This is a genomic window from Streptomyces sp. NRRL F-5135 (assembly GCF_000719775.1).
GTDB lineage: Bacteria > Actinomycetota > Actinomycetes > Streptomycetales > Streptomycetaceae > Streptomyces > Streptomyces hebeiensis.
Genome location: NZ_JOHR01000012.1, coordinates 306181 through 328960, shown reverse-complemented (window position 1 = coordinate 328960; position 22780 = coordinate 306181). Strand labels below are relative to the sequence as shown.

The 22780-nt window shown below is 70.6% G+C and carries 20 protein-coding genes, 1 tRNA gene and 1 pseudogene; 11 read left to right on the top strand and 11 right to left on the bottom strand.

The window, feature by feature from the left end; genetic code table 11:
* Together IG02_RS0122370 and IG02_RS0122365 are read right to left on the bottom strand one after the other, a co-directional pair.
* Positions 1–265, bottom strand: a pseudogene (locus tag IG02_RS0122370) (hypothetical protein); the annotation flags it as partial.
* A 37-nt stretch (positions 266–302) separates the two neighbouring features.
* Entirely contained in the window at positions 303–809 is a 507-nt protein-coding gene (locus IG02_RS0122365) for a DUF5949 family protein (RefSeq protein WP_030750955.1), read from the bottom strand.
* 234 nt (positions 810–1043) lie between these two features.
* Between IG02_RS0122365 and IG02_RS0122360 the strand changes: the two genes are divergently transcribed.
* Both IG02_RS0122360 and IG02_RS0122355 read left to right on the top strand, forming a co-directional pair.
* Positions 1044–2384, top strand: a complete 1341-nt coding sequence (locus IG02_RS0122360; RefSeq protein WP_078854703.1) for a cytochrome P450 — start codon at positions 1044–1046, stop codon at positions 2382–2384.
* Between the two features lie 161 nt (positions 2385–2545).
* A complete protein-coding gene (locus IG02_RS0122355) occupies positions 2546–3397 on the top strand; it encodes a family 16 glycosylhydrolase (RefSeq protein ID WP_037803819.1) in 852 nt (283 codons plus the stop codon).
* Between the two features lie 97 nt (positions 3398–3494).
* Here the strand turns inward: IG02_RS0122355 and IG02_RS0122350 are convergent.
* From IG02_RS0122350 to galU, 7 genes are all read right to left on the bottom strand, one after another.
* A tRNA-Ala gene (locus IG02_RS0122350) sits at positions 3495–3568 on the bottom strand.
* A gap of 123 nt (positions 3569–3691) precedes the next feature.
* The gene (gene glpR, locus IG02_RS0122345) at positions 3692–4822 is read right to left on the bottom strand and encodes a gephyrin-like molybdotransferase receptor GlpR (protein ID WP_030750947.1); all 1131 of its coding nucleotides are present in this window, start codon (positions 4820–4822) and stop codon (positions 3692–3694) included.
* Positions 4823–4964: 142 nt separating this feature from the next.
* Entirely contained in the window at positions 4965–5570 is a 606-nt protein-coding gene (locus IG02_RS0122340) for a GNAT family N-acetyltransferase (RefSeq protein WP_037803927.1), read from the bottom strand.
* 14 nt (positions 5571–5584) lie between these two features.
* On the bottom strand, positions 5585–6355 hold the full coding sequence (locus tag IG02_RS39660) for a MogA/MoaB family molybdenum cofactor biosynthesis protein (RefSeq protein ID WP_078854702.1): 771 nt from the start codon (positions 6353–6355) through the stop codon (positions 5585–5587).
* On the bottom strand, positions 6352–6966 hold the full coding sequence (gene moaC / locus IG02_RS36790; protein WP_051765505.1) for a cyclic pyranopterin monophosphate synthase MoaC: 615 nt from the start codon (positions 6964–6966) through the stop codon (positions 6352–6354). The genes IG02_RS39660 and moaC overlap by 4 nt, the downstream gene beginning before the upstream one ends.
* 70 nt (positions 6967–7036) lie before the next feature.
* Complete coding sequence (gene glp, locus IG02_RS0122325) at positions 7037–8320, bottom strand: gephyrin-like molybdotransferase Glp (protein WP_030750934.1); 1284 nt, start codon at positions 8318–8320, stop codon at positions 7037–7039.
* A 330-nt stretch (positions 8321–8650) separates the two neighbouring features.
* Positions 8651–9553, bottom strand: a complete 903-nt coding sequence (gene galU / locus IG02_RS0122320) for a UTP--glucose-1-phosphate uridylyltransferase GalU (RefSeq protein ID WP_030750930.1) — start codon at positions 9551–9553, stop codon at positions 8651–8653.
* Positions 9554–9647: 94 nt separating this feature from the next.
* Between galU and IG02_RS0122315 the strand changes: the two genes are divergently transcribed.
* Positions 9648–10244 carry a 5-formyltetrahydrofolate cyclo-ligase gene (locus IG02_RS0122315; protein WP_030750927.1) on the top strand — a complete coding sequence of 199 codons (597 nt, stop codon included), beginning with the start codon at positions 9648–9650 and terminating at the stop codon, positions 10242–10244.
* A gap of 104 nt (positions 10245–10348) precedes the next feature.
* On the opposite strand, the gene IG02_RS0122310 is transcribed toward IG02_RS0122315, so the two are convergent.
* Positions 10349–13204, bottom strand: coding sequence for a penicillin acylase family protein (locus tag IG02_RS0122310; protein WP_030750924.1), 2856 nt, complete (start codon positions 13202–13204; stop codon positions 10349–10351).
* A gap of 399 nt (positions 13205–13603) precedes the next feature.
* Between IG02_RS0122310 and IG02_RS0122305 the strand changes: the two genes are divergently transcribed.
* The 6 genes from IG02_RS0122305 to mscL all read left to right on the top strand — a co-directional run bounded on the left by IG02_RS0122305 (position 13604) and on the right by mscL (position 20182).
* Positions 13604–15301 carry a potassium/proton antiporter gene (locus IG02_RS0122305; RefSeq protein ID WP_420707782.1) on the top strand — a complete coding sequence of 566 codons (1698 nt, stop codon included), beginning with the start codon at positions 13604–13606 and terminating at the stop codon, positions 15299–15301.
* A 503-nt stretch (positions 15302–15804) separates the two neighbouring features.
* Positions 15805–17151, top strand: a complete 1347-nt coding sequence (locus IG02_RS0122300) for an MFS transporter (protein WP_051765526.1) — start codon at positions 15805–15807, stop codon at positions 17149–17151.
* Positions 17152–17217: 66 nt separating this feature from the next.
* Positions 17218–17565 carry an FmdB family zinc ribbon protein gene (locus IG02_RS0122295; protein ID WP_030750915.1) on the top strand — a complete coding sequence of 116 codons (348 nt, stop codon included), beginning with the start codon at positions 17218–17220 and terminating at the stop codon, positions 17563–17565.
* Positions 17566–17671: 106 nt separating this feature from the next.
* Positions 17672–18505: an S-methyl-5'-thioadenosine phosphorylase gene (locus IG02_RS0122290; protein ID WP_030750913.1), complete on the top strand. Its 834-nt coding sequence runs from the start codon at positions 17672–17674 to the stop codon at positions 18503–18505.
* 357 nt (positions 18506–18862) lie between these two features.
* Entirely contained in the window at positions 18863–19501 is a 639-nt protein-coding gene (locus IG02_RS0122285) for a hypothetical protein (RefSeq protein ID WP_107055666.1), read from the top strand.
* Positions 19502–19660: 159 nt separating this feature from the next.
* Positions 19661–20182, top strand: a complete 522-nt coding sequence (gene mscL / locus IG02_RS0122280) for a large conductance mechanosensitive channel protein MscL (RefSeq protein WP_030750907.1) — start codon at positions 19661–19663, stop codon at positions 20180–20182.
* A 121-nt stretch (positions 20183–20303) separates the two neighbouring features.
* Here mscL and IG02_RS0122275 read toward each other — a convergent pair whose 3' ends face one another.
* Positions 20304–20501, bottom strand: coding sequence for a hypothetical protein (locus tag IG02_RS0122275; RefSeq protein ID WP_030750906.1), 198 nt, complete (start codon positions 20499–20501; stop codon positions 20304–20306).
* A 202-nt stretch (positions 20502–20703) separates the two neighbouring features.
* Here IG02_RS0122275 and IG02_RS0122270 point away from each other — a divergent pair, with 202 nt between their 5' ends.
* Positions 20704–21729, top strand: a complete 1026-nt coding sequence (locus IG02_RS0122270) for a P1 family peptidase (RefSeq protein WP_030750904.1) — start codon at positions 20704–20706, stop codon at positions 21727–21729.
* 146 nt (positions 21730–21875) lie between these two features.
* Positions 21876–22709 (top strand): DUF6227 family protein, encoded by an 834-nt coding sequence (locus IG02_RS0122265; protein WP_030750901.1) that lies wholly within the window; start codon positions 21876–21878, stop codon positions 22707–22709.
* Positions 22710–22780 lie beyond the last annotated feature (71 nt).

The window sequence follows — 22780 nt, the reverse complement described above, 5'->3', positions numbered from 1 at the left end:
TGCACCCCGGCGTGAACCCCGGATCCACCAGCAGCTTGAACTTGTCGATCGTGATCACCCACGCGGCCAGCAACCCCGCCGCCCCCGTGACCACCAACAACAGCGCCAACGCCCGGCTCCCACCGACCGTGTCCGGGGTTCCTGTCGCGGTCACGGGCCCGGTTTCGGGTGCGACTTCAGGAGCGGTCTCCACAGCGACCGCGGTCTCGTTCTCGGTATCGGTCTCGGTCTCGGACTCGGTCTCGGTCCCGTCCAGTGACGGCATCTGGTGTCCGTCCACTCCGCCGTTCCCGGTTCCCCGCTCAGGCGGTCAGGGTGCGGACCGGCACCAGGCAGTGCGCGGCGGTGGACAGGACCTCGACGTCGCCGGCGAAGGAGCGCAGGCGCTCCTCCGTGACCGGCTGTCCGGGCACTCCGTCGGCCCAGGGCCGGGTGGCGACGATGAAGTGCACCTGGCCGCTCCGGTGCGCGTCCTGCTCCCACTCCGGCGGTACGGGACACTGCGCGTTCAGGTACGGCATCGTCAGGACGGCCCGGCCCGCCTGCACCAGCAGTTTGATCGCCACGTTGGGCATGTGCGCGATGTCCACCAGGTCGCCGCCGGGCGTCAGTCCGATCTCCGTGAGGACCGCGCGCATCGCCTGCTCGCCGGCTTCCGGGCCGTCCCTGCCGTCCCCGAGTGAATAGGCGAGCAGGAAAGGCGCCCCGCGTTCCTCGGCGTCCGGGTCACGGGTCCAGGGAAGCACGGAAAGCGTGCCCATTCGAGGGGCGTACTGGGCGTTGTCCGTCGCGGTGTGGGAAGAGCTCATGTCCGGTGACAGTAGTGGCCCATGAGGAATATCTGTGAGCCGGTGTCACCCGAGTGGGGGAATACCATGACTACTTCCGGCCAGTCGTTTCTCTCCACTCCTGGCCAGTCCCGGATATGAAACGCCTTTCCGTGGCAAGCTCCGTGAGCACGTGTGATGGGAAGCATTCCCGAACACATGTATGTCGTGCAGGCATATGGAAATACCGTTCCGCGCCCACCGAGAGGAATCGACATGACGCTTTCCCCGCGCTCCCCACGCCCGTTTCCCTCCTCCGCCCACTCCACGACGGCCCCTGTTCGGCCGGTTCCGGCCCGGAAGGAGCACCGGGAGAGACCGAACCTCACGGACCCGTCCTTCTGGCAACTCCCGCACGTGGCCCGGGCGGAGGCGTTCGCCCGGCTCCGGCAGTTCGACGAGCCGCAGTATTTCGTGGAGCGTCCGGGGAGCCGTTGGCGTTCCGAGCGGGGATTCCACGCTCTCGTCACACACGCGGACGTGGTGGAGGCGAGCCGTAACGCACAGGTCTTCGCGAGCGCGCCCGGTGCGACGACCCCCGAGCCGGCGCGCTGGGTCAGGGCCTTGTTCGGCGACTCCATGGTCAATCTCGACGCCCCGCGCCACACGCAGCTGCGCCGTATCGTCTCCCGTGCCTTCACCCCGCGGATCCTGAACCGTACGGAGGAGGACATCCACGCGGTGGCCACCCGCATCGTGGACGACCTCCTCGCGAGCCGGCCGGACGACTTCGTCACCGCGGTGGCCTCCCGTATGCCGTTCGAGGTCATCTGCAATCTGATGGGCATCCCGGAGCACGAGCGGCCGGGGATCCTGGACCAGGTGAACCGCGCCTCCGGCGACATCGGCGTGGCCCGCGACGCCCGCGCCCGGCTGCGGATGCCGGGCCAGGGCCTGCTGGCCCTGGCCCGGATGCAGGGGATGATCGCGAACCTCGGCCGCGAGCGGCGCAGGGCGCCCACCGACGACCTCATCTCCGCGCTCGTACGGGCCGACATCGACGGTCAGGCGCTGACCGGGCGTCAGCTGGGTGCGTTCTTCTCGCTGCTGATGGTCGCCGGGGTGGAGACCACGCGGAACGCGATCGCCCACGGCCTCGATCTGCTCAGCCGGCACCCCGAGCAACGCGAGCTGCTGCTGAGCGACTTCGAACGGTATGCGGACGGCGCGGTCGAGGAGATCGTGCGGTACTCGACGCCGATCATCCAGTTCCGCCGGACGGTGACCCAGGACCACCGGATGAACGGGCACGACTTCCGGCGCGGCGACAAGGTCGTCCTCTTCTACGCCTCGGCCAACCGCGACGAGTCGGTCTTCCCCGATCCGGACGCCTTCGACATCACCCGTAGCCCCAACCCCCATGTCGGATACGGCGGCGGGGGCCCGCACTACTGCCTGGGCACCTACCTGGCCAAGCTGGAGATGAAGGCGCTCTTCGGGGAACTGCTCACGCGCGTGCCTCAGTTGCGGTCGGCCGGCGACCCGGTGCTGGTCCCGTCGAACTTCGACAACCGGGTCCGCTCGATGCCCTGCGCGGGTGTCCCGGTCCCCGGCTGACCCGCGCCGGCCGCAAGAGCCACGCGACGGCCGCGCGGCGCCCCGCGACGGCCCACGACGGCCCACGACAGCCCACGACAGCCCACGGCGGTTGACGCTCCATGATCCCCTTGGGAATGTGGTGAGTCCTGATGGTTTCTGTCCGATTCTCGGGAGGCACCATGCACGGCTTACCGGCACGGGACGAGTCGTACGGCCGCAGGAGATTCCTCGGCGGGGCCATGGCGCTCACAGGGGCCGCCGCCCTGAGCGCCTGGCCGCACGGAGCGTACGCCGCCCCTGGCGCCCCGGCCCGGGAGGCGGCCTGGGAGGACGTGATCAACGGCTCCTTCGGCAGCTACAGCGCCCTGGAGGCCCACTGGGGCTACCTCTACCCCTGGGGAAGCGATCACAACGGCAGCGCCCGCATGTACGGAAGCGCCACCGACCACAACCACATCTACCTGAACTCGGGGGTACTGACCCTCAAGGCGACCCGGATCACATGGGACGAGGGCACGAGCGGCTCGACCCCGCACCTCCCCATTCGCTACCACTCCGGCGCGGTGCACGCCAAGCACCAGATCGTGGTGACCGACCAGTTCCCCAACTACGAGGTCAAGGGCGAGTTCCAGGCACCGAGCGCGGGCGGCACCTGGCCCGCGTTCTGGCTCACCGGAGTCAACAGCTGGCCACCGGAGAGCGACATCCTCGAGTTCAAAGGGAACGGCAACAACTGGTTCAACACCTTCCGGACGTCCTCGGACGTCTCGTCCACGATCGTCGGCGTCCCGTCCCCGGGCTCCTGGCACGCCTACCGCGCCTGGATCACCAAGGTGAACAGCACGGACGTGGACATCCACTACTACCTCGACGACACCTGGAAAGCGGTCCACCGAGGCACCGGCTTCGTAGGCAAGCCCCTCTGGCTCATCATCAATCTCCAGATGGAAGGCTCGTCGGGCTCCTCGGGCCCGACGGGCGACACCCTCTACCACGCCCGGAACGTATACGTAGGCCGAAGCCGCGCCTAAGGGCTGTCCGGTCGCGGCACCAGCCGTCGCTCATGAGGACGACACACGAAAATCCCGCCCGATCTCAAGGATCGGACGGGACGTCGCGTGCAAGAGGTGGACCTGAGGGGATTTGAACCCCTGACCCCCTCGATGCGAACGAGGTGCGCTACCAGTCTGCGCCACAGGCCCTTGCAACGAGTGAAACTCTAGCACCCCGGAAGCCGTGCTCGGAAATCGGTTGGCGGGCTGGTCACCGGCCGGGCTCGGCAGGAGCGGGGCCTCGGAAGGAGGCCGAGTCGGGAGGGGCCAGGGTCACTCGTTGGCGGCTCGGGGGCGATCGTCTTCGTCGTACTGGTCGAACAGCGGCGTCCTGCCTCGGTCGCGGGGGCGGCGCGGGGCGGGGGCCGGGGGAGGTGACGGGGTGTCCGCGACCGGTTCCGCCGGAGAGGAGCGGGCCGCGCTCCAGGTCTCCGGGTCACCGACCTCCACGCCGCTGCTCGCGCGTGGGGCGACCGGGGCGGTGACGTAGGTGGGCAGCGGGACGGGGACCGGCTCCCAGCTGTCGCCCTGGACGGGGCCGCGCTCGCGCTGCTGGTCCACCCACTCCGCGTGGTCGGTCTGTTCGACCAGGGCACGGCGGCCGGCTTCCTGCGGGGAGAGCGCGGGTGCGGGTTCCGGACCGGGGCGGGGCTCGGGCTCCTCATCGAGTTCGGCGGCCGTCCCGGCGGCCGGGGGGTGCGACCGACGGGGACGGCTCTCACGCAGCCGTCGGGCGGCCGCCTCGGCTCGGCGCCGGTCCATGGTGAAGGCGAAACGGCGGCGCTCCTGGCGGCGCAGATGAACGATGTACGTACTGAGGAGAACGGCCGGGACCGCCGGTGCCCAGAGGAAGGCGAGTCCGCCGACGGCCGCGACGACCGCGCCGAGCGTGAACGCGACGAAGAGCATCACGGTGGTACGTCTGCGGCGGGCCAGGACCTGGGAGCGCTGCGCGCGCCGGGCGCGTTCGGCCGCGGGTCTCGCGGACGGCGGCGCGGGGCGTTCCACCGAGGGCGCGTGCCGCTGGGGCGCCGGTACGTGCTGCGCCGGGGCGGGGCGGGATGCCAGGGGCCTGGGCGGGGCCGGAACGTCCGCGCGGATCTCCATCCGGGCTTCCGTGAGGGCCGGAGGCGCGGCGAAGGCCCGGACGTCGACGGAGCTCATGGACTCCGTGTGACCGTCCGGCACCCCGTCGGGCCCCGCCTCTCCGGCGGTGCGGTCCTGAAGCTCCTTGGCGTAACGACGCTCCATGCCCGCCCGTCCGGACAGCAGCCGGATGGCGGTGCTGAAGCGTTCCGTCGGACGCGCCTCGTTGAGTTCGTCCTGCCTGCGGAGCCACATCGGCACCAAGTAGGCGGCCCAGGCCCCGACGATGACTGCGTAGATGAGGCCGCTGCTGCTCACAGTTCACACCGTAGAGGGGTTTGCACGAGGGCATCCGCCAATTGGACCGGTGTGTCGCACGATCTGGCTGATATCACGGACCTTTTTTGTGATTGTTCAGATCAGATGATGCTCATACTGTGGCCAATATCGAACACGCATTTTATTTTCTGGTTGTTCCTGGTCGTGCGCGGCGCCAGCGGTTGAGGAGCCCGTCCGGTACCTCCTCGGCCGTGAGCACGAAAACGCGATGATCCCGCCACGCTCCGTCGATATGCAGATAGCGCGGACGCAACCCCTCCTCACGGAAGCCCAGTTTCTCCACCACCCGCAGGCTGGGGGCGTTCTCCGGGCGGATGCAGACCTCGACCCGGTGCAGCCCGACCATCCGGAAGCAGTGGTCGACGGCCATCGCGACCGCGGTGGGCATCACACCGCGGCCCGCCACCCCGCGGTCCACCCAGTAGCCGACGTGCCCCGAGCACATCGACCCCCAGGTGATCCCCGCGACGGTCAGCTGGCCGACCAGCCGTCCCTGGTATTCGACGACGAAGGGCAGCATCCGGCCCGCGTTGGCCTCGGCGCGCAAGTGGCGGACCATCTGGCGGTAGGTGGGGCGCTGGGCGGCCGGGCCACCGGGGGGCGGCGGCGGAATGGTCGCCTCCCAGGGGCGCAGCCAGTCGCGGTTGCGGCGGTTCACCTCACGCCAGGCCCGCTGGTCGCGCAGCCTTATGGGACGGAGGACGACATCGCCGTCCGTCAGGGTCACGGGCCAGGCCGGGTTCATCCGGAGGTACGGGGAGACGGAGAGACGGAAAGGGAGGCGGCGGGGGCGGACGAGAGCGCCGTACGAGGTGGACGGGATCCACCGGGCGGGTCCTGGCTCTCGGCCGGCGCCTTCGAGGGCTCCGCGGGGCGGGGGTGGTCGCCTCCGTGGATCTGGTCCACCGCGTGGACCAGCAGCCGGCCCAGTACGGCGAGACCGTCGCGTACCCCGCCGGTGGAACCCGGCAGGTTCACGATCAGGGTCCGGTCCGCGATGCCGGCGAGGCCCCGGGAGAGCGCGGCGGTGGGGACCTTCGGCCCGCCTTCGGCGCGGATCGCCTCGGCGATGCCCGGAACCTCCCGGTCGAGCAGGGGCCGGGTGGCCTCCGGGGTGCGGTCCGTCGGTGAGAGGCCCGTACCGCCGGTGGTCACGATCACGTCGTACGCGGCGGCCACGCCTTCGCGAAGGGCGCGCGCGACCGGATCTCCGTCGGGGACCACGCGTGGGCCGTCGACCTGGAAGCCGAGCGCCGTCAGCCCGTCGGCGAGAATCGGACCGCCTTTGTCGGGATACACGCCGGCGGCGGCGCGGTTCGAGGCGGTGACCACCAGTGCGCGGTACGGGGACGGGGCGGCCCCGGCCGCCGCGACGCCACGAGGAGCGGGGCCGTGGGAAGCGGGGCCGTGGGCCGTCGAAGCTCCGTGCTCGGGGGCGCCACGCTCCGGGGCGCCGGCGGCGCCGCTGTCCGAGGAGGCGCCCTCCTGCCCATGTCTTGCCGGGGTGCTCATGCCGCGCCCCCGTCCGCGGGGGCGGCACCGGGAGAGTGGGCTGTGCCGGGAGGCCCGGCGGCCCCGGGCCGGGTCCAGTGGCCTGACTTGCCGCCCGCCTTCTCCTCCACCCGTACGTCCGCGATCACGGCACCCTTGTCGACCGCCTTGACCATGTCCACGACGGTCAGCGCGGCCACCGAGACGGCGGTCATGGCCTCCATCTCGACCCCCGTACGGTCCGTGGTCCGTACCGTCGCGGTGATCTCCACCGCGTCGTCCGTGACCGTGAGGTCGACGGTCACGCCGGAGAGCGCGAGCGGATGGCACAGCGGGATCAGTTCCGGGGTCCGCTTGGCGCCCATGATGCCGGCGATCCGGGCCGTGGCGAGGGCGTCGCCCTTGGGCACTCCCCCGCCCCGGAGCAGCTCCACCACCCGCGAGGAGACCAGCACCCGCCCACTGGCACGGGCGGTGCGGGCCGTGACCTCCTTGGCGGAGACGTCGACCATCCGGGCCGCACCCGACTCGTCGAGATGCGTCAGGCCGGCCTGCCGGCTGTCCTGCCGATCCTGTCGGCTGTCCTGCTCAGAGGGGCCGGGGGTGCTGTCCCCCCGGGAAAACACAGTCATTGCCGCGGTACTCCCGGTCCGGGCCCTACGGGGCCTGTTGGGGAGCCACCGTACCGCCACCGAACAGTGATCAGCCGATCAGGATCACGTCCACCTCCGCGCCGGGCTCGACCGAGACGGTGTTTTCGGGGACGACGATCAGCGCGTCGGCCTGGGCGAGGGCGGCGACCAGGTGGGAGCCGGCGCCGCCCACCGGGGCGGCGGTGCCCGTCTCCTCGTCGTAGGTGGCCCGCAGGAACTGACGGCGGCCGGCCGGCGAGGAGAGCGGCCGCTCCGCCTCGATCCTGGCGCGGACGGTCGGCCGGTGCAGGTCCGTACGGCCCATCAGGGCCCGGATGGCCGGCCGGACGAACAGTTCGAAGGAGACGTACGAAGAGACCGGATTGCCGGGCAGCGCCAGCAACGGGGTGTGCTCCGGCCCGATCGAACCGAAGCCCTGCGGCTTTCCCGGCTGCATCGCGAGCGTACGGAAGTCGATACCGCTACCCGGCTCGTCCTCGTCGCCGACGGACGAAAGGGCTTCCTTGACGACATCGTACGCTCCGACGCTGACACCGCCCGTGGTGACGACCATGTCGGCGCGGATCAGCTGGTCCTCGATGGTGGCGCGCAGCGTCTCGGCGTCGTCGGTGACGGCTCCCACGCGGTAGGCGATGGCGCCCGCCTCACGGGCCGCCGCCGTGAGCGCGAAGCTGTTCGAGTCGTAGATCTGTCCCTCGTTCAGTTGCTCGTCCGGCTGGACCAGTTCGCTGCCGGTGGAGAGCACGACCACGCGCGGGCGGGGGCGGACCCGGACCCTGCCGCGCCCGATGGCGGCCAGCAGGCCGATCTGGGGCGGCCCCAGGACCGTACCCGCCTTCAGGGCGAGGTCGCCGGCCTGTACGTCGCTGCCGCGGGGGCGGACATGGGCGCGGGCCTCGGCCGAGCGGAAGACCCGGACCTCGCCGCTCGCGCCGTCCCGGCCCGTGGCCGCGGCCGGGTGCATCATGGTGGCCGCGCCGCCGCCCGAGCCGCCGTCGGTCCACTCCACCGGGACGACGGCCTCGGCCCCGGGAGGCAGCGGGGCGCCGGTCATGATGCGGGCGGCCTCACCCGGGCCGACCTCGGGCAGGGCACCGCTGCCGGCCGCGACGTCCCCGATGACGGTCAGCACGGCCGGGAACTCCGCCGTGGCTCCGGAGACATCGGCCGTACGGACCGCGTAGCCGTCCATGGAGCTGTTGTCGAACGGCGGGAGGGCGACCGGCACGGTGACGTCCTCGACGAGCACGCAGCCCTGGGCGTCGGGCAGTTGCAGCTCGATGGGTTCGAGCGGGTGGACGGAGGCGAGGATGTCGGCGAGGTGCTCGTCCACGGACCAGAGCCGCCCGGGCCCGGCCGGGCCCGCACCCTGTGCCGTGGCGGCCGCCGTGTCGGCTCCCGCCCCGGAATCACTGTCCGGCACCGCTCCCGCGGCGGGCTGTGAGCCGGTCGCTCCTGACCCGTCCGACTCCGGTCCCGCCGACGGTTCCGGTCCGGCCGACGGCTCCGGTTCCGTCGGACCGGTTCCCGCCGAGCCCGCCGGGCCCGAGCGCACCGGGCCGGCCCCCGTCGGACCGAAGCTCCCCGAGCCGTAACCCGTCGGCCCGCGTCCGGCCTGCTCCGGGTCCGGTCCCGGTGCCGATTCCGCCCTGTCGTTCAAGTGCTACATCTCCTCGCTGACGTACGAGCGCAGCCAGGTCCGGAAGTCCGGGCCCAGGTCTTCACGTTCGCATGCCAGTCTGACAATGGCACGCAGGTAGTCGCCCCGGTCACCGGTGTCATAGCGGCGCCCCTTGAAGACGACGCCGTGGACCGGGCCGCCGATGTCCTCGTTCGCGGAGAGCTGCTGGAGAGCGTCGGTGAGCTGGATCTCACCGCCGCGCCCGGGAGCGGTCTCACGCAGTATCCCGAAGACGGCCGGGTCGAGGACATACCGTCCGATGATCGCGTAACTGCTGGGGGCGTCGGCGGAATCCGGCTTCTCGACCAGGTCGCGCACCTTGACCACGTCGGCGTCGCGCGTGGGCTCCACGGCGGCACAGCCGTAGAGGTGGATCTGCGCCGGGTCGACCTCCATCAGGGCGACGACGCTGCCCCCCTCGCGCTCCTGGACCTCGACCATGCGGGACAGCAGCGGATCCCGCGGGTCGATCAGGTCGTCGCCGAGCAGGACGGCGAAAGGCTGGTCACCCACGTGCGGAGCGGCGCACAGCACGGCGTGGCCGAGGCCCCTGGGGTCGCCCTGGCGCACGTAGTGCATGGTGGCGAGGTCGCTGGACTCCTGGACCTTCGCGAGGCGCTCGGTGTCCCCCTTGCGCGTGAGGGCCTCTTCCAGCTCGTAGTTCCGGTCGAAGTGGTCCTCGAGAGGGCGCTTGTTGCGGCCGGTGACCATGAGGACGTCGGAGAGTCCCGCGGCCACCGCCTCCTCGACCACGTACTGGATCGCGGGCTTGTCCACGACCGGCAGCATCTCTTTGGGAGTGGCCTTGGTGGCGGGCAGGAACCGGGTGCCGAGGCCGGCGGCGGGGATGACAGCCTTGCTGATCCTGAAGGGCGAGTGAGTCATGTGAAGGAGCCTAACCGGTGCGTATGGGCGGAAGATGATGATCCGGTTAACTTTCTCCTCATACAACCGCTATAGAGGGGTTTGTGATGACCTGATGGGTCAAGACATGACCGGAAAGGCCGGGCTGCGCCGTGAACTTCTCGCGGCGCGCGGCCTGCTCTCGGACGAAGACGTACGGAAGACCGCGGAGGTTCTGGCGCGCCGCGCGCTGGAACTGCCGGAACTGGCGCGCGCCCGCACCGTCGCCGCGTATGTCTCGGTGGGCCGCGAGCCCGGCACGCGCGTACTGCTCGATGTCCTGCTCGCACGGGACACGCGAGTCCTGCTGCCCGTCCTGATGGCGGACAACGACCTCGACTGGGCACCGTACGAAGGGGCCGGGCGCCTGGTCCGCGCGGGCCGCGGCCTGTTGGAGCCGGCCGGCCCCCGGCTCGGCCCGGACGCCGTCCTGGCGGCGGAGGCCGTGCTGCTGCCGGGGCTCGCCGTGGACCGGCGCGGGATGCGGCTGGGGCGCGGCGGCGGCTCGTACGACCGGGTCCTCGGCCGGCTGGCGACGGCCGGCACCGAGCCCGCGCTGGCCGTCCTGCTGTACGGGAACGAGGTGGTCCCGCGCGTCCCGGACGAGCCGCACGACCGTCCCGTACACGCGGTGATCACCCCGGCGGGCATCAGACGTTTCCGCCCCGTCTGACGCCGCCTCCGCGACGGCCCACGACGGGGCGGACCGCGCCGGCCCGAGGGGCGACGCGGTCCGGGGCGGGCGCCCTGGGGCGCCCCTCTCGCCTCTGGCGGGGGTCACGTACCCGCCTGGGGCTTCAGGGTCAGCTTGTCGGTCGTACGGCGCTCCACCGCCGTCACGGAGTACGACCAGTCCAGCAGCTCGCCCTTGGCCCACTTGTCCGTCTGATCGGTGTAGTGCGCGCTGAACACGTGTCCCGACGCGCCGGTCAGATTGATCCAGCGGGACTTGTCCCAGTCCCCGACGTTGACGACCATCCGCATGGACGGGACCCAGACGACGTGGTATCCGCCCGCCGCGTTCCAGCCCGTCGCGTTGACTGCGGCCTCGCCACCGCCCAGGTTCCACGGGCCGCGGTTGAGTATCCGCCGGAGGATCTCGGGGCCGCTGGTGCCGAGGGTCGGGCTCTTCAGGGTCATCTGGTGCAGCCGGCCCCAGCTCCAGGTGGAGACGTCCTTGCCGAGCTTGGCGGTCAGCTCCCAGCGAGCGTCCTCCATGGCGCGCGCGAACAGCTCGTCACGGGTCTTGGTCTCGGGCTCGTTGCGCTTGGCCGGGGAGCTCCACCAGTCGTTGTCCTGGTCCTTGACGATGCCGCGCACGACCTCGTACCAGCGGTCCCCACCGTCCGGCTGCGCCTGGGACGGCACGCGCTGGCCGCACTCGCGCACCAGCTTGCCGGGATCGTCCACCGGGCCCGCTCCCGTCGGCGGCGGGACATTGACGCACTCGCCCTTGACCCGCACTTCCTTGGGGAGCTTGTCACCGAAGGCGAGCTTGAGGACGTTGCGCCAGACGGCGTTGAAGTAGGCGGCCGCTCCCGAGTCCGGTTCCTGGGTGTAGTCCCAGCCTTCGAGGAGCTTCTGCGCCTCGCGGACCGAGGGGTCCGAGACATCGATCTTGAGCAGGTAGGGCATCAGCAGCTTGGCGATCTCGCTGCTGTTGTCCATCTGCATGGTCTGCATGTCGTCGGTCGAGATCTTTCCGCCGTCCTTGATCTTCGACTCGATGAGGTCGTTGATGCGCTGGCTGCGGGCGCCGTAGCCCCAGTCCTCGGTGAGCGGGTACGGGTACTTCTCGGAGTCGACCACCGCCTGGTTGGCTGTGACGATGTAGCCGCGCTCCGGGTCGTACTCGTACGGCAGCTCGTCAAAGGGGATGTAACCGTTCCACTTGTACTTCGGGTCCCAGCCGGGGGCCGGTGTCCTGCCGTCGAAGCCTTCGGAACGGACCGGGATCCTGCCGGGTGCCTGGTAGCCGATGTGGCCCTTGGTGTCGGCGTAGATCAGGTTCTGCGAGGGGACCTCGAAGTTCCGGGCCGCCTGGCGGAACTGCTCGAAGTCCTTGGCCTTGTTGAGATCGAAGATCGCCTCCATGGACTTGCCCGGCTGGAGCGCCGTCCACTGCAGGGAGACGGCGTAACCGTCGCCGCGGTCGGGGGCCACGTCCCCCACGGGAGCCTTCTCGCCGACCTTGGCCAGCTCCGCGTTGCGGTCGGAGACCACGGGACCGTGGTCGGTGGAGCGCACGGTGATCTTCCTGCTGGCGCCGCCCGCGACCTTGATGGTCTCCTCGCGGGTCTTGAAGCGCTTCTTCTCGTCCCCGTACAGGTACGAGTCGCCGTCGACCTTCTCCAGGTACAGGTCGGTGACGTCGGCGCCGAGGTTGGTGAAGCCCCAGGCGATGTCCTTGTTGTGACCGATGATCACGCCGGGCGTCCCGGAGAAGGTGTAGCCGGCCACGTCGTACTGGCACTGCTCCGAGACGCTGCGGCAGTGCAGACCCATCTGGTACCAGAGCGAGGGCAGCTGCGGCGCGAGGTGCGGATCGTTGGCCAGCAGCGGTTTGCCGGTGGTCGTGTAGTCGCCGGAGACGACCCAGGAGTTGGAGCCGATGCCGCTGCCGCTCGGCCCCAGGAGCGCGGGAATCTCGTCGAGGGTGCTGGAGAGGGCACCGAGCTGGGTGTTGAAGCCCTGTGTGGCGCCGGACACGCCGTCGGAGGCGTTGCTCCCCGTACCGATACCCGTGCCCGTGCCGCTGCCGAGTCCGGTGCCCGTGCCCGCGCCGCTGCCGACCCCGGTGCCCGTACCGCTGCCGCTGCCCGTGCCGCCCGTGCTGTTGCCGCCCGTCACGTCACCGGGCTCGGCCTCGGGGTCGTACTTGCCGGTGACGGGGTCTATCCCGCCCTCCGCGACGATCGGCTTGTTGCGGTCGTACGGGTACGACGGGTAAAGGGAGTCGATCTGCTTCTCGCTGAGCCGACTGGTCAGCAGGGAGCGGTCTATCTCGTCCTGCATGTTGCCGCGCAGGTCCCACGCCATCGCCTTGAGCCAGGCCACCGAGTCGACGGGGCTCCACTTCGCGGGCTTGTAGCCGTTGGTGAGGTTCAGCGCGGCGTACTCCACCGAGATGTCCGCGCTGTTCCGTCCCTCGAGGTAGGCGTTGACGCCGTCCGCGTACGCCTGGAGGTTCTTCTTGGTCTCCGCCGACAGCTGAGTGTCGTATTCCTTCTGCGCCACGCCTCGCCAGTCCAGCGTGCGCAGGAAGGTGTCGGTCTTGACCTGGCCCGCGCCGAACATCTCGGAGAGCCGACCGGCGGTCATGTGACGCCGGACGTCCATCTCGTAGAAGCGGTCCTGAGCCTGGACGAAGCCCTGGGCGCGGAAGAGGTCCTCGTCACTGTTCGCGTAGATCTGCGGGACGCCGTAGCTGTCACGTCTGATGTCCACCGGCCCCGAGAGGCCCTTGAGCTCGACCGAGCCCGTGGTCTGGGGGAATGAGGCACGGACCGTGCTCACACTCCAGTACGTGCCGTAGCCGACACCCGCGACGAGCGCCAGCACCAGGACGATCACGATCAGACGGGCGCGTCGCCCCTTCTTTTTGCCGGAAGGGGGGGCTGTATTGGCGGGCATCGCTGTCCTTCGAGGGGCAGGGTGGTCCTGGGAATGCTGGAGCAACCATAGGCGCAGCGCCTCCCCGCTCCCGACGCGGTGTCATCTAGTGCGACTGATCGAACGGTCACACGACGGGTCATACGGGGATTCACCCGGATGCTCGCGGCGGGGTTCGCCGCCGATCGGGCGGTCGCCGCAGGCTTCCGGCGGTCATTTCGCCGCCATTGTCCCGGGTGAGCCCGGGTGGCCACGGGTGAATTCGAGGACTGCGCAGGGGATTTAATTCTCTATCCAGACAAAGCGTCACATCCTTTCTCGCACTGGCGATCGAAGACATCAAGAAAACGTTAAAGATTAGGTAAGGTAACGAAGTAACGGCGAAACGACGTGCCGATTGTCGGAGGAACGATCCGGCGCTTGCCAGAAGTCGGCACACGCGAGGGGAAGGACCGGCCGCTGACTGTCCACGAGCTCAATCAACTCCTGCTCATCAGCTCACTCGTGCTGCTGATCGCGGTCGCGGCCGTACGGATCTCCTCCCGGAGCGGGCTCCCCAGTCTGCTGCTCTATCTGGGAATCGGCGTCGTCATAGGCCAGGACGGCCTCTTCCACGTCAAGTTCGACAGTGCCGCCCTGACCCAGGTGATCGGCTATGCCGCCCTGGTGGTCATTCTTGCCGAGGGCGGTCTCGGTACGAAATGGAAGGAGGTCAAGCCCGCGCTGCCCGCGGCCGCCGCGCTGTCGACCGTCGGCGTCGGCGTCAGCGTGGGGGTGACGGCGACCGCCGCGCACTATCTGGTCGGCCTGGAATGGCGCCAGGCGTTGATCATCGGCGCGGTCGTCTCCTCCACGGACGCCGCGGCCGTCTTCTCCGTGCTGCGCAGGGTGCCGCTCCCGTCGAGGGTGACCGGTGCGCTGGAGGCCGAGTCGGGCTTCAACGACGCTCCTGTGGTGATCATGGTGGTCGCCCTCTCCGCGGCGGGCCCCGTGGACCACTGGTACGTACTGATCGGCACGATCCTGCTCGAACTGGCCATCGGTGCCTGCGTCGGGCTGGCGGTCGGATGGGCGGGCGCCTACGGGCTGCGGCGTGTGGCCCTGCCCGCTTCCGGGCTGTACCCGATCGCCGTGATGGCCATCGCCGTGTGCGCGTACGCGATCGGCGCCACGGCACACGGCAGCGGCTTCCTCGCGGTCTACCTGGCCTCGATGGTCCTCGGCAACTCCAAACTGCCGCACGCGCCCGCGAACCGCGGCTTCGCCGAGGGGCTGGGCTGGATCGCGCAGATCGGCATGTTCGTCCTGCTCGGACTGCTGGTGACGCCGCACGAACTGGGCGACGACGTACTCCCCGCGCTGATCGTGGGACTGGTGCTGACCGTGGTGGCACGGCCCTTGTCCGTGCTGATCAGCCTGCTGCCGTTCCGTATCCCGTGGCAGGAGCAGGCCCTGATGTCCTGGGCGGGGCTGCGCGGCGCGGTGCCCATCATCCTGGCCACCATCCCGATGGTGACGCACGTACAGGGCAGCCTCCGGATCTTCAACATCGTCTTCATCCTGGTCGTCGTCTACACACTGGTGCAGGGGCCGACGCTGCCCTGGCTGGCGAAGGCGCTCCAGCTCGGTGACCGGGCCGAGGCCGCCGATCTCGGCATCGAGTCGGCACCGCTGGAGCGGCTGCGCGGCCACCTCCTCTCCGTGGCGATCCCCGAGGAGTCGAAGATGCACGGCGTGGAGATCGCGGAGCTGCGGCTGCCCGCGGGTGCGGCCGTGACGCTCGTCGTACGCGACGGGAAGAGCTTCGTGCCGCAGCCGGCGACCATGCTGCGGCGGGGCGACGAGCTGTTGGTGGTGGCGACCGATCCGGTACGGGACGCGGTGGAACGCCGCCTGCGGGCCGTCGGACAGGGCGGCAAGCTGGCCGGCTGGCTGGGCACCGGCGAGAGCGGCCCCTCTGCCGCGAAGAACCCCCGCCCGGCCAAGGGCCATGGGAGCGGCCGGAACCCCGCGGGCCGGAGCAGTCCCGGAGGTGACAGGGGCCGGGCGGACGGCCCAGTCCTGGACACCGACAACGACCGGGACCCCGGCGCGAAGGCGGGCGGGCGGTCCGGCTGAATCACCTCCCGCTCCCCCAGGCATACGGCCCGTCCCGGCACCAGCCGTCCCGGCACGAGCTGTCTCCGCATGGGTCGTCCCTGCGTAGATCATCCCGATGCGGCGGGGCTTGTCCGCACAGGTTGCCTTTGTCTCCGGCACAGCGCTCCTCTCCTGAGAGCCGTTCGCAATCGAAGGTGCACGCGGCCACCACCTGGGCGTTCCCAGGTGGTGGGCGAGGCGGGCCTGTACGATGAAGCCGCAACTGATCGACCGACTCCGCCTGACGCAGTGCTGGCGCGACCGTATGGCGGCCGTGGCGCTTCCCGTAGTGGGCCCTGGTATCTACCGCAGTTCCGCGCAAGAGGACAGCTCTCGGCCGTCCCCGTGACTCTCGGGGCGCGCTACCAGGCGGCGGAAAGGCGAGGGCCGTGTCCGACAACACGGTCGACACCACCACCCGGAACGCCGGCGGTTCCCCGGAGGCCGACGACACCGCGGCACCCAGGCCCGGCTACGGGCGGCTGCTGCGGACACCCCGGGCCTGGACTTTCCTGCTGCCCGGCTTCGCCGCCCGTCAGCCGTTCGCGATGCTGACGATCGGCATCGTCCTGCTGGTCCAGCACACCACCGGCTCCTACGGCAGCGCGGGGACCGTCGCCGCTGTCACCGGCGTCTCGATGGCCCTGTTCGCGCCGCAGGGCGGCAAGCTCGCGGACCGTTTCGGACAACGCGCCGTCCTGGTCCCGGGCGTCCTGCTGCACGCGGTCTCCGTGGCGACGCTGATCATCCTGGCTCTGGCGGAGGCGCCCCTGTGGGCACTGTTCGCCGCGGCGGTACCCACCGGTGCCTCCACCCCTCAGATCGGCCCCATGGTCCGGTCGCGCTGGGTCGCCCTGCTGACCGGCTCCGGACGGGCCCCGGCGGCCGAGCGTGCTCCTGGCCCGGGCCCCCTGGCCAGGACCGGCCCGGGGCCCGACGCCCGGGGCCGAGACGCTTCGGCCCGCGCGCTGCTGCCCACGGCGGCCGCCTTCGAGTCCGTGACCGACGAGTTCACCTTCGTCATCGGGCCCGTGCTCGTGACCGCCCTGTGCACCGGCGTGCACCCGGCGGCCGGGCTGGTCGCCGAGGCCGCGCTCACGCTGGTCGGCGGCCTGCTCTTCGCCGCCCAGCGGGCCACCCAGCCCGCCCCCGGGCGCCCCACCACGGGCGCTGCCGGCGCTGGGGCCGACGCCCCGGCCGGTCGTCGCGTATCCGCCCTGGCGGTGCCGGGCGTGCGCGTACTGGCCGTGGCCTTCCTCGGGATCGGTTCGGTCTTCGGCGGGATGCAGGTGTCCCTCACCGCGTTCGCCGCGGAGATCGGCTCCCCCGGCGTCAACGGGGTGTTGTACGGCATATTCGCGGGCGGCAACATGCTCGCCGGGATCGTGTGCGGGGCCGTGGCCTGGAAGACCGGGCCGCGCCGCAGGCTGCTGGCCGGATACACGGGTCTGGCACTGACTTCCTCCGTTCTGTGGGCGTTGCACTCGGTGCCGCTGGTCGCCGCACTGGGACTTCTGGTCGGGCTCTGCATCGCGCCGGCTCTGATCTCGGGCTACACCCTCGTCGAGTCACTGGCCCCCGTTACGGCTCGTACCGAGGCCTTCACCTGGCTGACCGGTTCGGTCGCACTCGGGCAGGCCGCGGCGGTCACGGCTGCCGGAGGGCTGGCGGACGCCTACGGCGCCAGTGCCGGATTCACCGTGCCGCTCGTGGGCACGATCCTCGCCCTGATCACGCTGTTCGCACTGCGTTCCCGACTGCTCCCGAAGTCCGTAGGCCGGGTCTCCGCGCGTGGGCTGGGTCACCGCGCGCCGGTGACAGTGGACTGATCGCGCGGAATACGTCACTATGGAGCGTCGTTAGCACTCATCGAGTGAGAGTGCCAGGAGGAGCAAGTGCCGACCTATCAGTACCAGTGCACCGAGTGCGGCGAGGGCCTCGAGGCGGTGCAGAAGTTCACCGATGACGCCCTGACCGTGTGCCCCCAATGTCAGGGACGGCTGAAGAAGGTCTTCTCGGCGGTCGGCATTGTCTTCAAGGGCTCCGGTTTCTACCGCAACGACAGCCGTGGCTCGTCCTCGGGCAGCGCACCGGCCTCGACCGGCAACGGTTCGGGGGCGAAGCCGTCGTCCGAGTCGAAGACGACGGCGGCGGCCACGGCCTCCTCGTCGGACTCCGGATCCGCCGCGAGCTCCAGCTCTTCCGGCTCGTCGACGGGCTCCAGCAGTTCCTCGGCCGCCTGAGCAGGGCCCGACGCTCATCATCCGGGACCCCGTGCCGCGGCCGGGGTCCTCGGCATGATTCAGGGGCCTCGGACGGGGCCCGTTGCCGTGCGGCTACTGTGGCCGGATGGCTAACGCGGAGATCGGTGTGATCGGCGGCTCGGGCTTCTACTCCTTTCTGGAGGATGTGACCGAGTTCCATGTGGAGACCCCGTACGGGCCTCCCAGTGACGCGCTTTTCCTCGGTGAACTCGCGGGCCGCCAGGTGGCGTTCCTGCCCCGGCACGGACGCTCGCACGGTGTCGCACCGCACCGCATCAACTACCGGGCCAACCTGTGGGCGCTGCGCTCCGTGGGGGTTCGGCAGGTGCTGGGCCCCTGCGCGGTGGGTGGCCTGCGGCCGGAGTACGGACCCGGCACCCTGCTCGTGCCCGATCAGTTGGTGGACCGCACGAAGGCACGCGCACAGACGTATTACGACGGAGTGCCACTGCCGGACGGCAGCGCGTCGAATGTCATACACATCTCGCTCGCCGACCCCTACTGCCCGAAGGGGCGCGAGGCGGCACTCACCGCGGCCCGCGGGCGGGGCTGGGAGCCCGTGGACGGTGGGACGCTGGTCGTCGTCGAGGGGCCCCGGTTCTCGACGCGGGCGGAATCCCGGTGGCATGCGGCGATGGGATGGTCGGTGGTCGGGATGACCGGGCACCCCGAAGCCGCGCTGGCGCGCGAGCTGGGTCTTTGCTACACGTCCCTGACGCTCGTGACCGATCTGGACGCGGGCGCGGAGACGGGCGAGGGCGTTTCTCATGACGAAGTCCTCAAGGTCTTCTCCTCCAATGTGGATCGGCTCCGCACTGTGTTGTTCGACGCGGTGGGCGGGCTTCAGACGAACGACGCGCGTGACTGTCTCTGCTCGCACGCGCTGGACGGGTTGGACACCGGGCTGGAGCTGCCGTAACCACCGAGTGGTCGGCGGGGTCTTCCCCGCCGCACCGCGATCCTGTCGCTCGGCCGGCCCCCGGGCCGCACGCGCGGGCGGTTCGTGACGGACCGCCCGCGGACGGCTCCTCGCTCGTCGCCGCCCGCTCGGTGGTACTCACGGTCCGTGACGAGCTGCCCGATCCTGAGCTGCCCAGCCGCCGCGACGGTCATGCCCGGCGATCGAGGAAAAGTCCTGGCTCGAGCCTGAACCACTCGGGCGGGTGGCGGAGTTGTCCACAATCGCCCGCTCATCCACAGGCCCCGGCGAGATCACGGCCGGTGGTGGATCGTGAGGAGCGATCGCGAAAGTTCCTCACGGCAGGCGGTGGTAGCCATGTCCCACTCGTTCCCCCACGTCCCTTCTCCTTCTCGTCGGCCACGCACTCGGGTCCCGGCGCCCACCACGGGCTCGCCCGTGCCCGAGCCGCGCGGTGTGCCGGCGTTCGATCCCCTGCGCTCGCGGGGCTCGCGGCTGCGGCTGCGCCGGGCCGTGCTGAGGCAGCGGCGGGCCACCGCTGCCGGGCTGGCCGTGACGGCCGCCGCCTTGGCCGCGGCGGGTGCCGGCGGCGCGGTGGGAGCGGCCGGGGCGGGTTCCTCGACCGACACGGGAGCGGGGGCGTCGCCGGACGCGGCGGCGACGGCCCGGTCCGGCCGTGATCCCGCGCGCGGGGAGGTGGATCTGGTGTCGGCTCCGGTCCGTATCGCCGACGCGGCGACGGTCCGGCTGCTACGGCGGGGAGACCGGGTCGATGTGATCGCGGCGCCTCCGCTCTCGCCCGGCTCGCTCGGTTCACCGGAGCGGGAGTCCGAGGCACGGGTCGTGGCCCGTGGCGCCCGAGTGTCCGAGATTCCCCGGGCGGCCGAGAACGGGACGGACGGTGGGGCGCTGGTGGTGCTGAGTGTGCCGCGTAAGACAGCCGCTCAGCTGGCGGGGGCGAGTGCGACGTCCCGGCTCGCGGTGACGGTGTGCTGAGCCGCGCGGCCGAACCTCTGCGTCGCGTCGGCGTGCTGCTGAGCCGCGTCCTGCGGAGCCGTCTCACCTCGTGTGCGGATTGGACAGCACGGGCACGCACTGTCGTAGGTTGCGGAGCGATTCGTCATCCGTACGGCCCATGCGAGGAGAGGCTCACCCGTGAGCGAGGACAAGGAGAGCGTGCTGGCGGGCTTCAAGGCCTTCCTGATGCGCGGCAACGTGATCGACCTGGCGGTCGCCGTCGTGATCGGTGCCGCTTTCACCAACGTGGTGAACTCGGTCGTGAAGGGCTTCATCAACCCGGTCGTCGGCGCGTTCGGCACACAGGACCTGAACCAGTACAGCTCGTGTCTGAAGTCACCGTGCGAGGTCAACGCGGCGGGAGATGCCTCCAAGGGCATCCTCATCATGTGGGGGTCGGTACTGAGCGCGGTCCTGACCTTTTTGATCACCGCAGCGGTCGTGTACTTCCTGATGGTGCTGCCCATGGCCAAGTACCTCGCCCGGCGGGCCAGGCATCAGGCGGCGAAGGAAGAGGTCCAGGAGGTCATCGAGGTCAGCGAGCTGGAGGTGTTGAAGGAGATCAGGGACGCCCTGCTCGCTCAGCAGGGTCAGGGAGCCGGCCGGAACTCCGGTCCCGGCACGGTTCCGGACCAGACCCCCGGTTCCGGCACCCGGTAGCACGGAACGTGCCCGCGGCCGGGCCGGGGACGGTCCGGGGGTGCCTGGAGGGATCGGTCGCTGTGCCGGTCTCCCGGCGGCGCGGCGCTCCGTTGCCCGCCGTCCCCGCCCCGGAAGGGGCTCAGATGTGGTGGGGCGGCTTCTCGTCCAGGAAGCGGGCGAGGTCGGCGGCGGCGTCACCGCTGCCGGCGGGCCGCTCGCCCCAGCCTCGGTCCGTGTCGTCGGAGGAACGCTGGTCCAGCGGATCGTCGAAGATCAGCGCCACAGGTGGACGAGGGCGCTCCTCGCTGTGCGACTCGGGGTCGGGAACGGTACTCATACCTCCAGGGTACGGGGGTGTTCGACGGGTGGTCCGGAACCGGGCGTCCGTTCGCCGGCCGGGCGAGGGGGACGCGTCGGGCAGCGGGGCGGACCGGGGTCCGACGCGCCGGGAAAGACAGGCGTGGGCCGGTGGACGGGGCCGGTGGCGGGGGTGTTGGCTGGGAGCGTCCGGGTGCGACCGATGGGGGTTACGGCTGCCGATGAATGACGCGCTGACCGATGTGATGGGACTGCGAGTGGGGCACGCGCGGGTCGCCGGCGACCACGCGCTCACCGGGGCCACCGTGGTGCTCGCTCCGGAGGGCGGAGTGGTGGCGGCCGTGGACGTGCGAGGTGGCGGTCCGGCCACTCGGGAGACCGATGCCCTGGATCCCCGCAACATCGTCCAGCGCATCGAGGCCGTGGTTCTCACGGGCGGCAGCGCTTACGGACTCGACGCGGCGTCGGGTGTCATGGCCTGGTTGGAGGAGCGGGGCCGTGGCATACGGGTCGGGGCCGATCCGGCGCAGGTGGTGCCGGTGGTTCCCGCGGCGGGGATATTCGACCTCGGGCGTGGTGGCGACTGGAGCATCCGGCCGGACGCGGCGACCGGACGCGCCGCGGTGGAGGCCGCCGCCGCGACGGAGTACGGAGCGCCGGTCGAGGAAGGCGGGGTGGGCGCCGGTACGGGCGCACTCGTCGGACAGCTCAAGGGCGGGGTCGGCACGGCGAGTGTGGTCCTGGACTCCGGGACGACCGTGGCCGCCCTGGTCGTCGCCAATGCGGCGGGATCCGCAGTGGATCCGCTGACGGGTGTGTTGTACGGACGGTACGTCAGTGGGCGTCCGCCGTACCCGTCGCCCGACGTACATGACGCGGCACGGCGGCGGTTGGCCGAGTTGCGGGAGCGGAACGGACCGGCACCGCTCAACACCACCCTCGCCGTCGTCGCCACCGACGCCGAACTGTCCCGCGCACAGGCGCAGAAGCTCGCGGGGACGGCGCACGACGGTATCGCACGCGCTGTCCAGCCCGTGCATCTGCTCAACGACGGAGACACGGTCTTCGCGCTGGCTACAGGTCGGCGGCCGCTCACGGAGGGCGATCCTCTCGCGTTGAACGAGGTCCTGGGGGCCGGTGCCTCGGTCGTGACCAGCGCAATCGTGCGAGCGGTGGAGGCTGCGGAGAGTATTCAGGGGCCTGGCGGGGAATTCCCCTCGTACCGTGAGCTGTACAGGGTCGACTGAGGGGCGTAGTCACTTAGTTGAAGGGGGGCGTGCAGGAACTTCCCATACGCCCCCTTCGTTTTCCCAAACGTGGGACGCGATGTCAGCCCTAGGCGCTACGTTATGCAATCACCAAGTGACATGTGGCAACGGCCTGGAGACCCATCTTGAACGATCCCTACGAGACAACCGAGACGCACCTCTCGCGACTCCTGGGTCGGGCACTCAACTCCTTCGACCTGCCCGACGCACTGGTCGAGCGGCTCGACCGTGCGCTGGCGCACGCCAGTTCGCTGTGTTCCGCGCACCACAGTGCGGGGCTGCACCGCGAGACGTACCGGCACACCTATCTGCTCGACGACGGCGGCACGCTGACCCTGTGGGAGCTGGTGCACAACACCGGTCGGGACGGCGCGCGGCTGCATGAGCTGTACGGTGACGAATCCGAGGTGCGGCTCGCCGCCGCCCGGCTCTGCCGTCCCGGCAGTCCGGAGGCGCCTCGGCTCTCCTTCGCCGACCCGGAGGCGCCGGCCTCCGGGGAGGAACCGCCCATGGACGACGTCGCGGCCGAGTTGCTGTCGGAACTGGAGTCCGAGCGCACGGCGGAGATCGACGCCCATCTCGCCCTGCTGAGGGGACTGCGGGCACTGCCGCCGACTCCACGGAGCCGGATGTACTCGCCGGACAACTCCGCGGACCACGCCCGGCGGGTACTGCGCAGGGCGGAGAACGCCGACCGGCCGGGCGAGGACACCGCGACGCTGCTGCGCACGGCGTTCGCGCACCACATCACGCAGGTCTTCGGCCGTCAGTACGAGATAGAGGGCAAGGACGCGGGCTTCACCCTCTACGAGCACGCGTTCCTGTTGATTGACGGTAGTGAGACCAGCCTCTGGGAAGTGGAGCACACCGCGACGCCGGACGGCCGCCACATGTGCGAGGTGTATCTGACGGAACGCGCCGCGCGCGAAGCCATGGAGCTCCGCGCGCGGGTGCGGTGACGTCCGCCGGGTACGACGGTGGGGCGGTGTGCGGGTGGCACGTACGGCCGGTCAGGGGTGGGCGGGCGTAG

Coding starts and splice junctions, on each gene's coding strand:
- IG02_RS0122365 (WP_030750955.1), bottom strand. CDS start 809: ATGAGCTCTTCCCACACCGCGACGGACAACGCCCAGTACGCCCCTCGA.
- IG02_RS0122360 (WP_078854703.1), top strand. CDS start 1,044: ATGACGCTTTCCCCGCGCTCCCCACGCCCGTTTCCCTCCTCCGCCCAC.
- IG02_RS0122355 (WP_037803819.1), top strand. CDS start 2,546: ATGCACGGCTTACCGGCACGGGACGAGTCGTACGGCCGCAGGAGATTC.
- IG02_RS39660 (WP_078854702.1), bottom strand. CDS start 6,355: ATGAGCACCCCGGCAAGACATGGGCAGGAGGGCGCCTCCTCGGACAGC.
- moaC (WP_051765505.1), bottom strand. CDS start 6,966: ATGACTGTGTTTTCCCGGGGGGACAGCACCCCCGGCCCCTCTGAGCAG.
- galU (WP_030750930.1), bottom strand. CDS start 9,553: ATGACTCACTCGCCCTTCAGGATCAGCAAGGCTGTCATCCCCGCCGCC.
- IG02_RS0122315 (WP_030750927.1), top strand. CDS start 9,648: ATGGGTCAAGACATGACCGGAAAGGCCGGGCTGCGCCGTGAACTTCTC.
- IG02_RS0122310 (WP_030750924.1), bottom strand. CDS start 13,204: ATGCCCGCCAATACAGCCCCCCCTTCCGGCAAAAAGAAGGGGCGACGC.
- IG02_RS0122290 (WP_030750913.1), top strand. CDS start 17,672: ATGGCTAACGCGGAGATCGGTGTGATCGGCGGCTCGGGCTTCTACTCC.
- IG02_RS0122285 (WP_107055666.1), top strand. CDS start 18,863: ATGTCCCACTCGTTCCCCCACGTCCCTTCTCCTTCTCGTCGGCCACGC.
- IG02_RS0122275 (WP_030750906.1), bottom strand. CDS start 20,501: ATGAGTACCGTTCCCGACCCCGAGTCGCACAGCGAGGAGCGCCCTCGT.
- IG02_RS0122270 (WP_030750904.1), top strand. CDS start 20,704: ATGAATGACGCGCTGACCGATGTGATGGGACTGCGAGTGGGGCACGCG.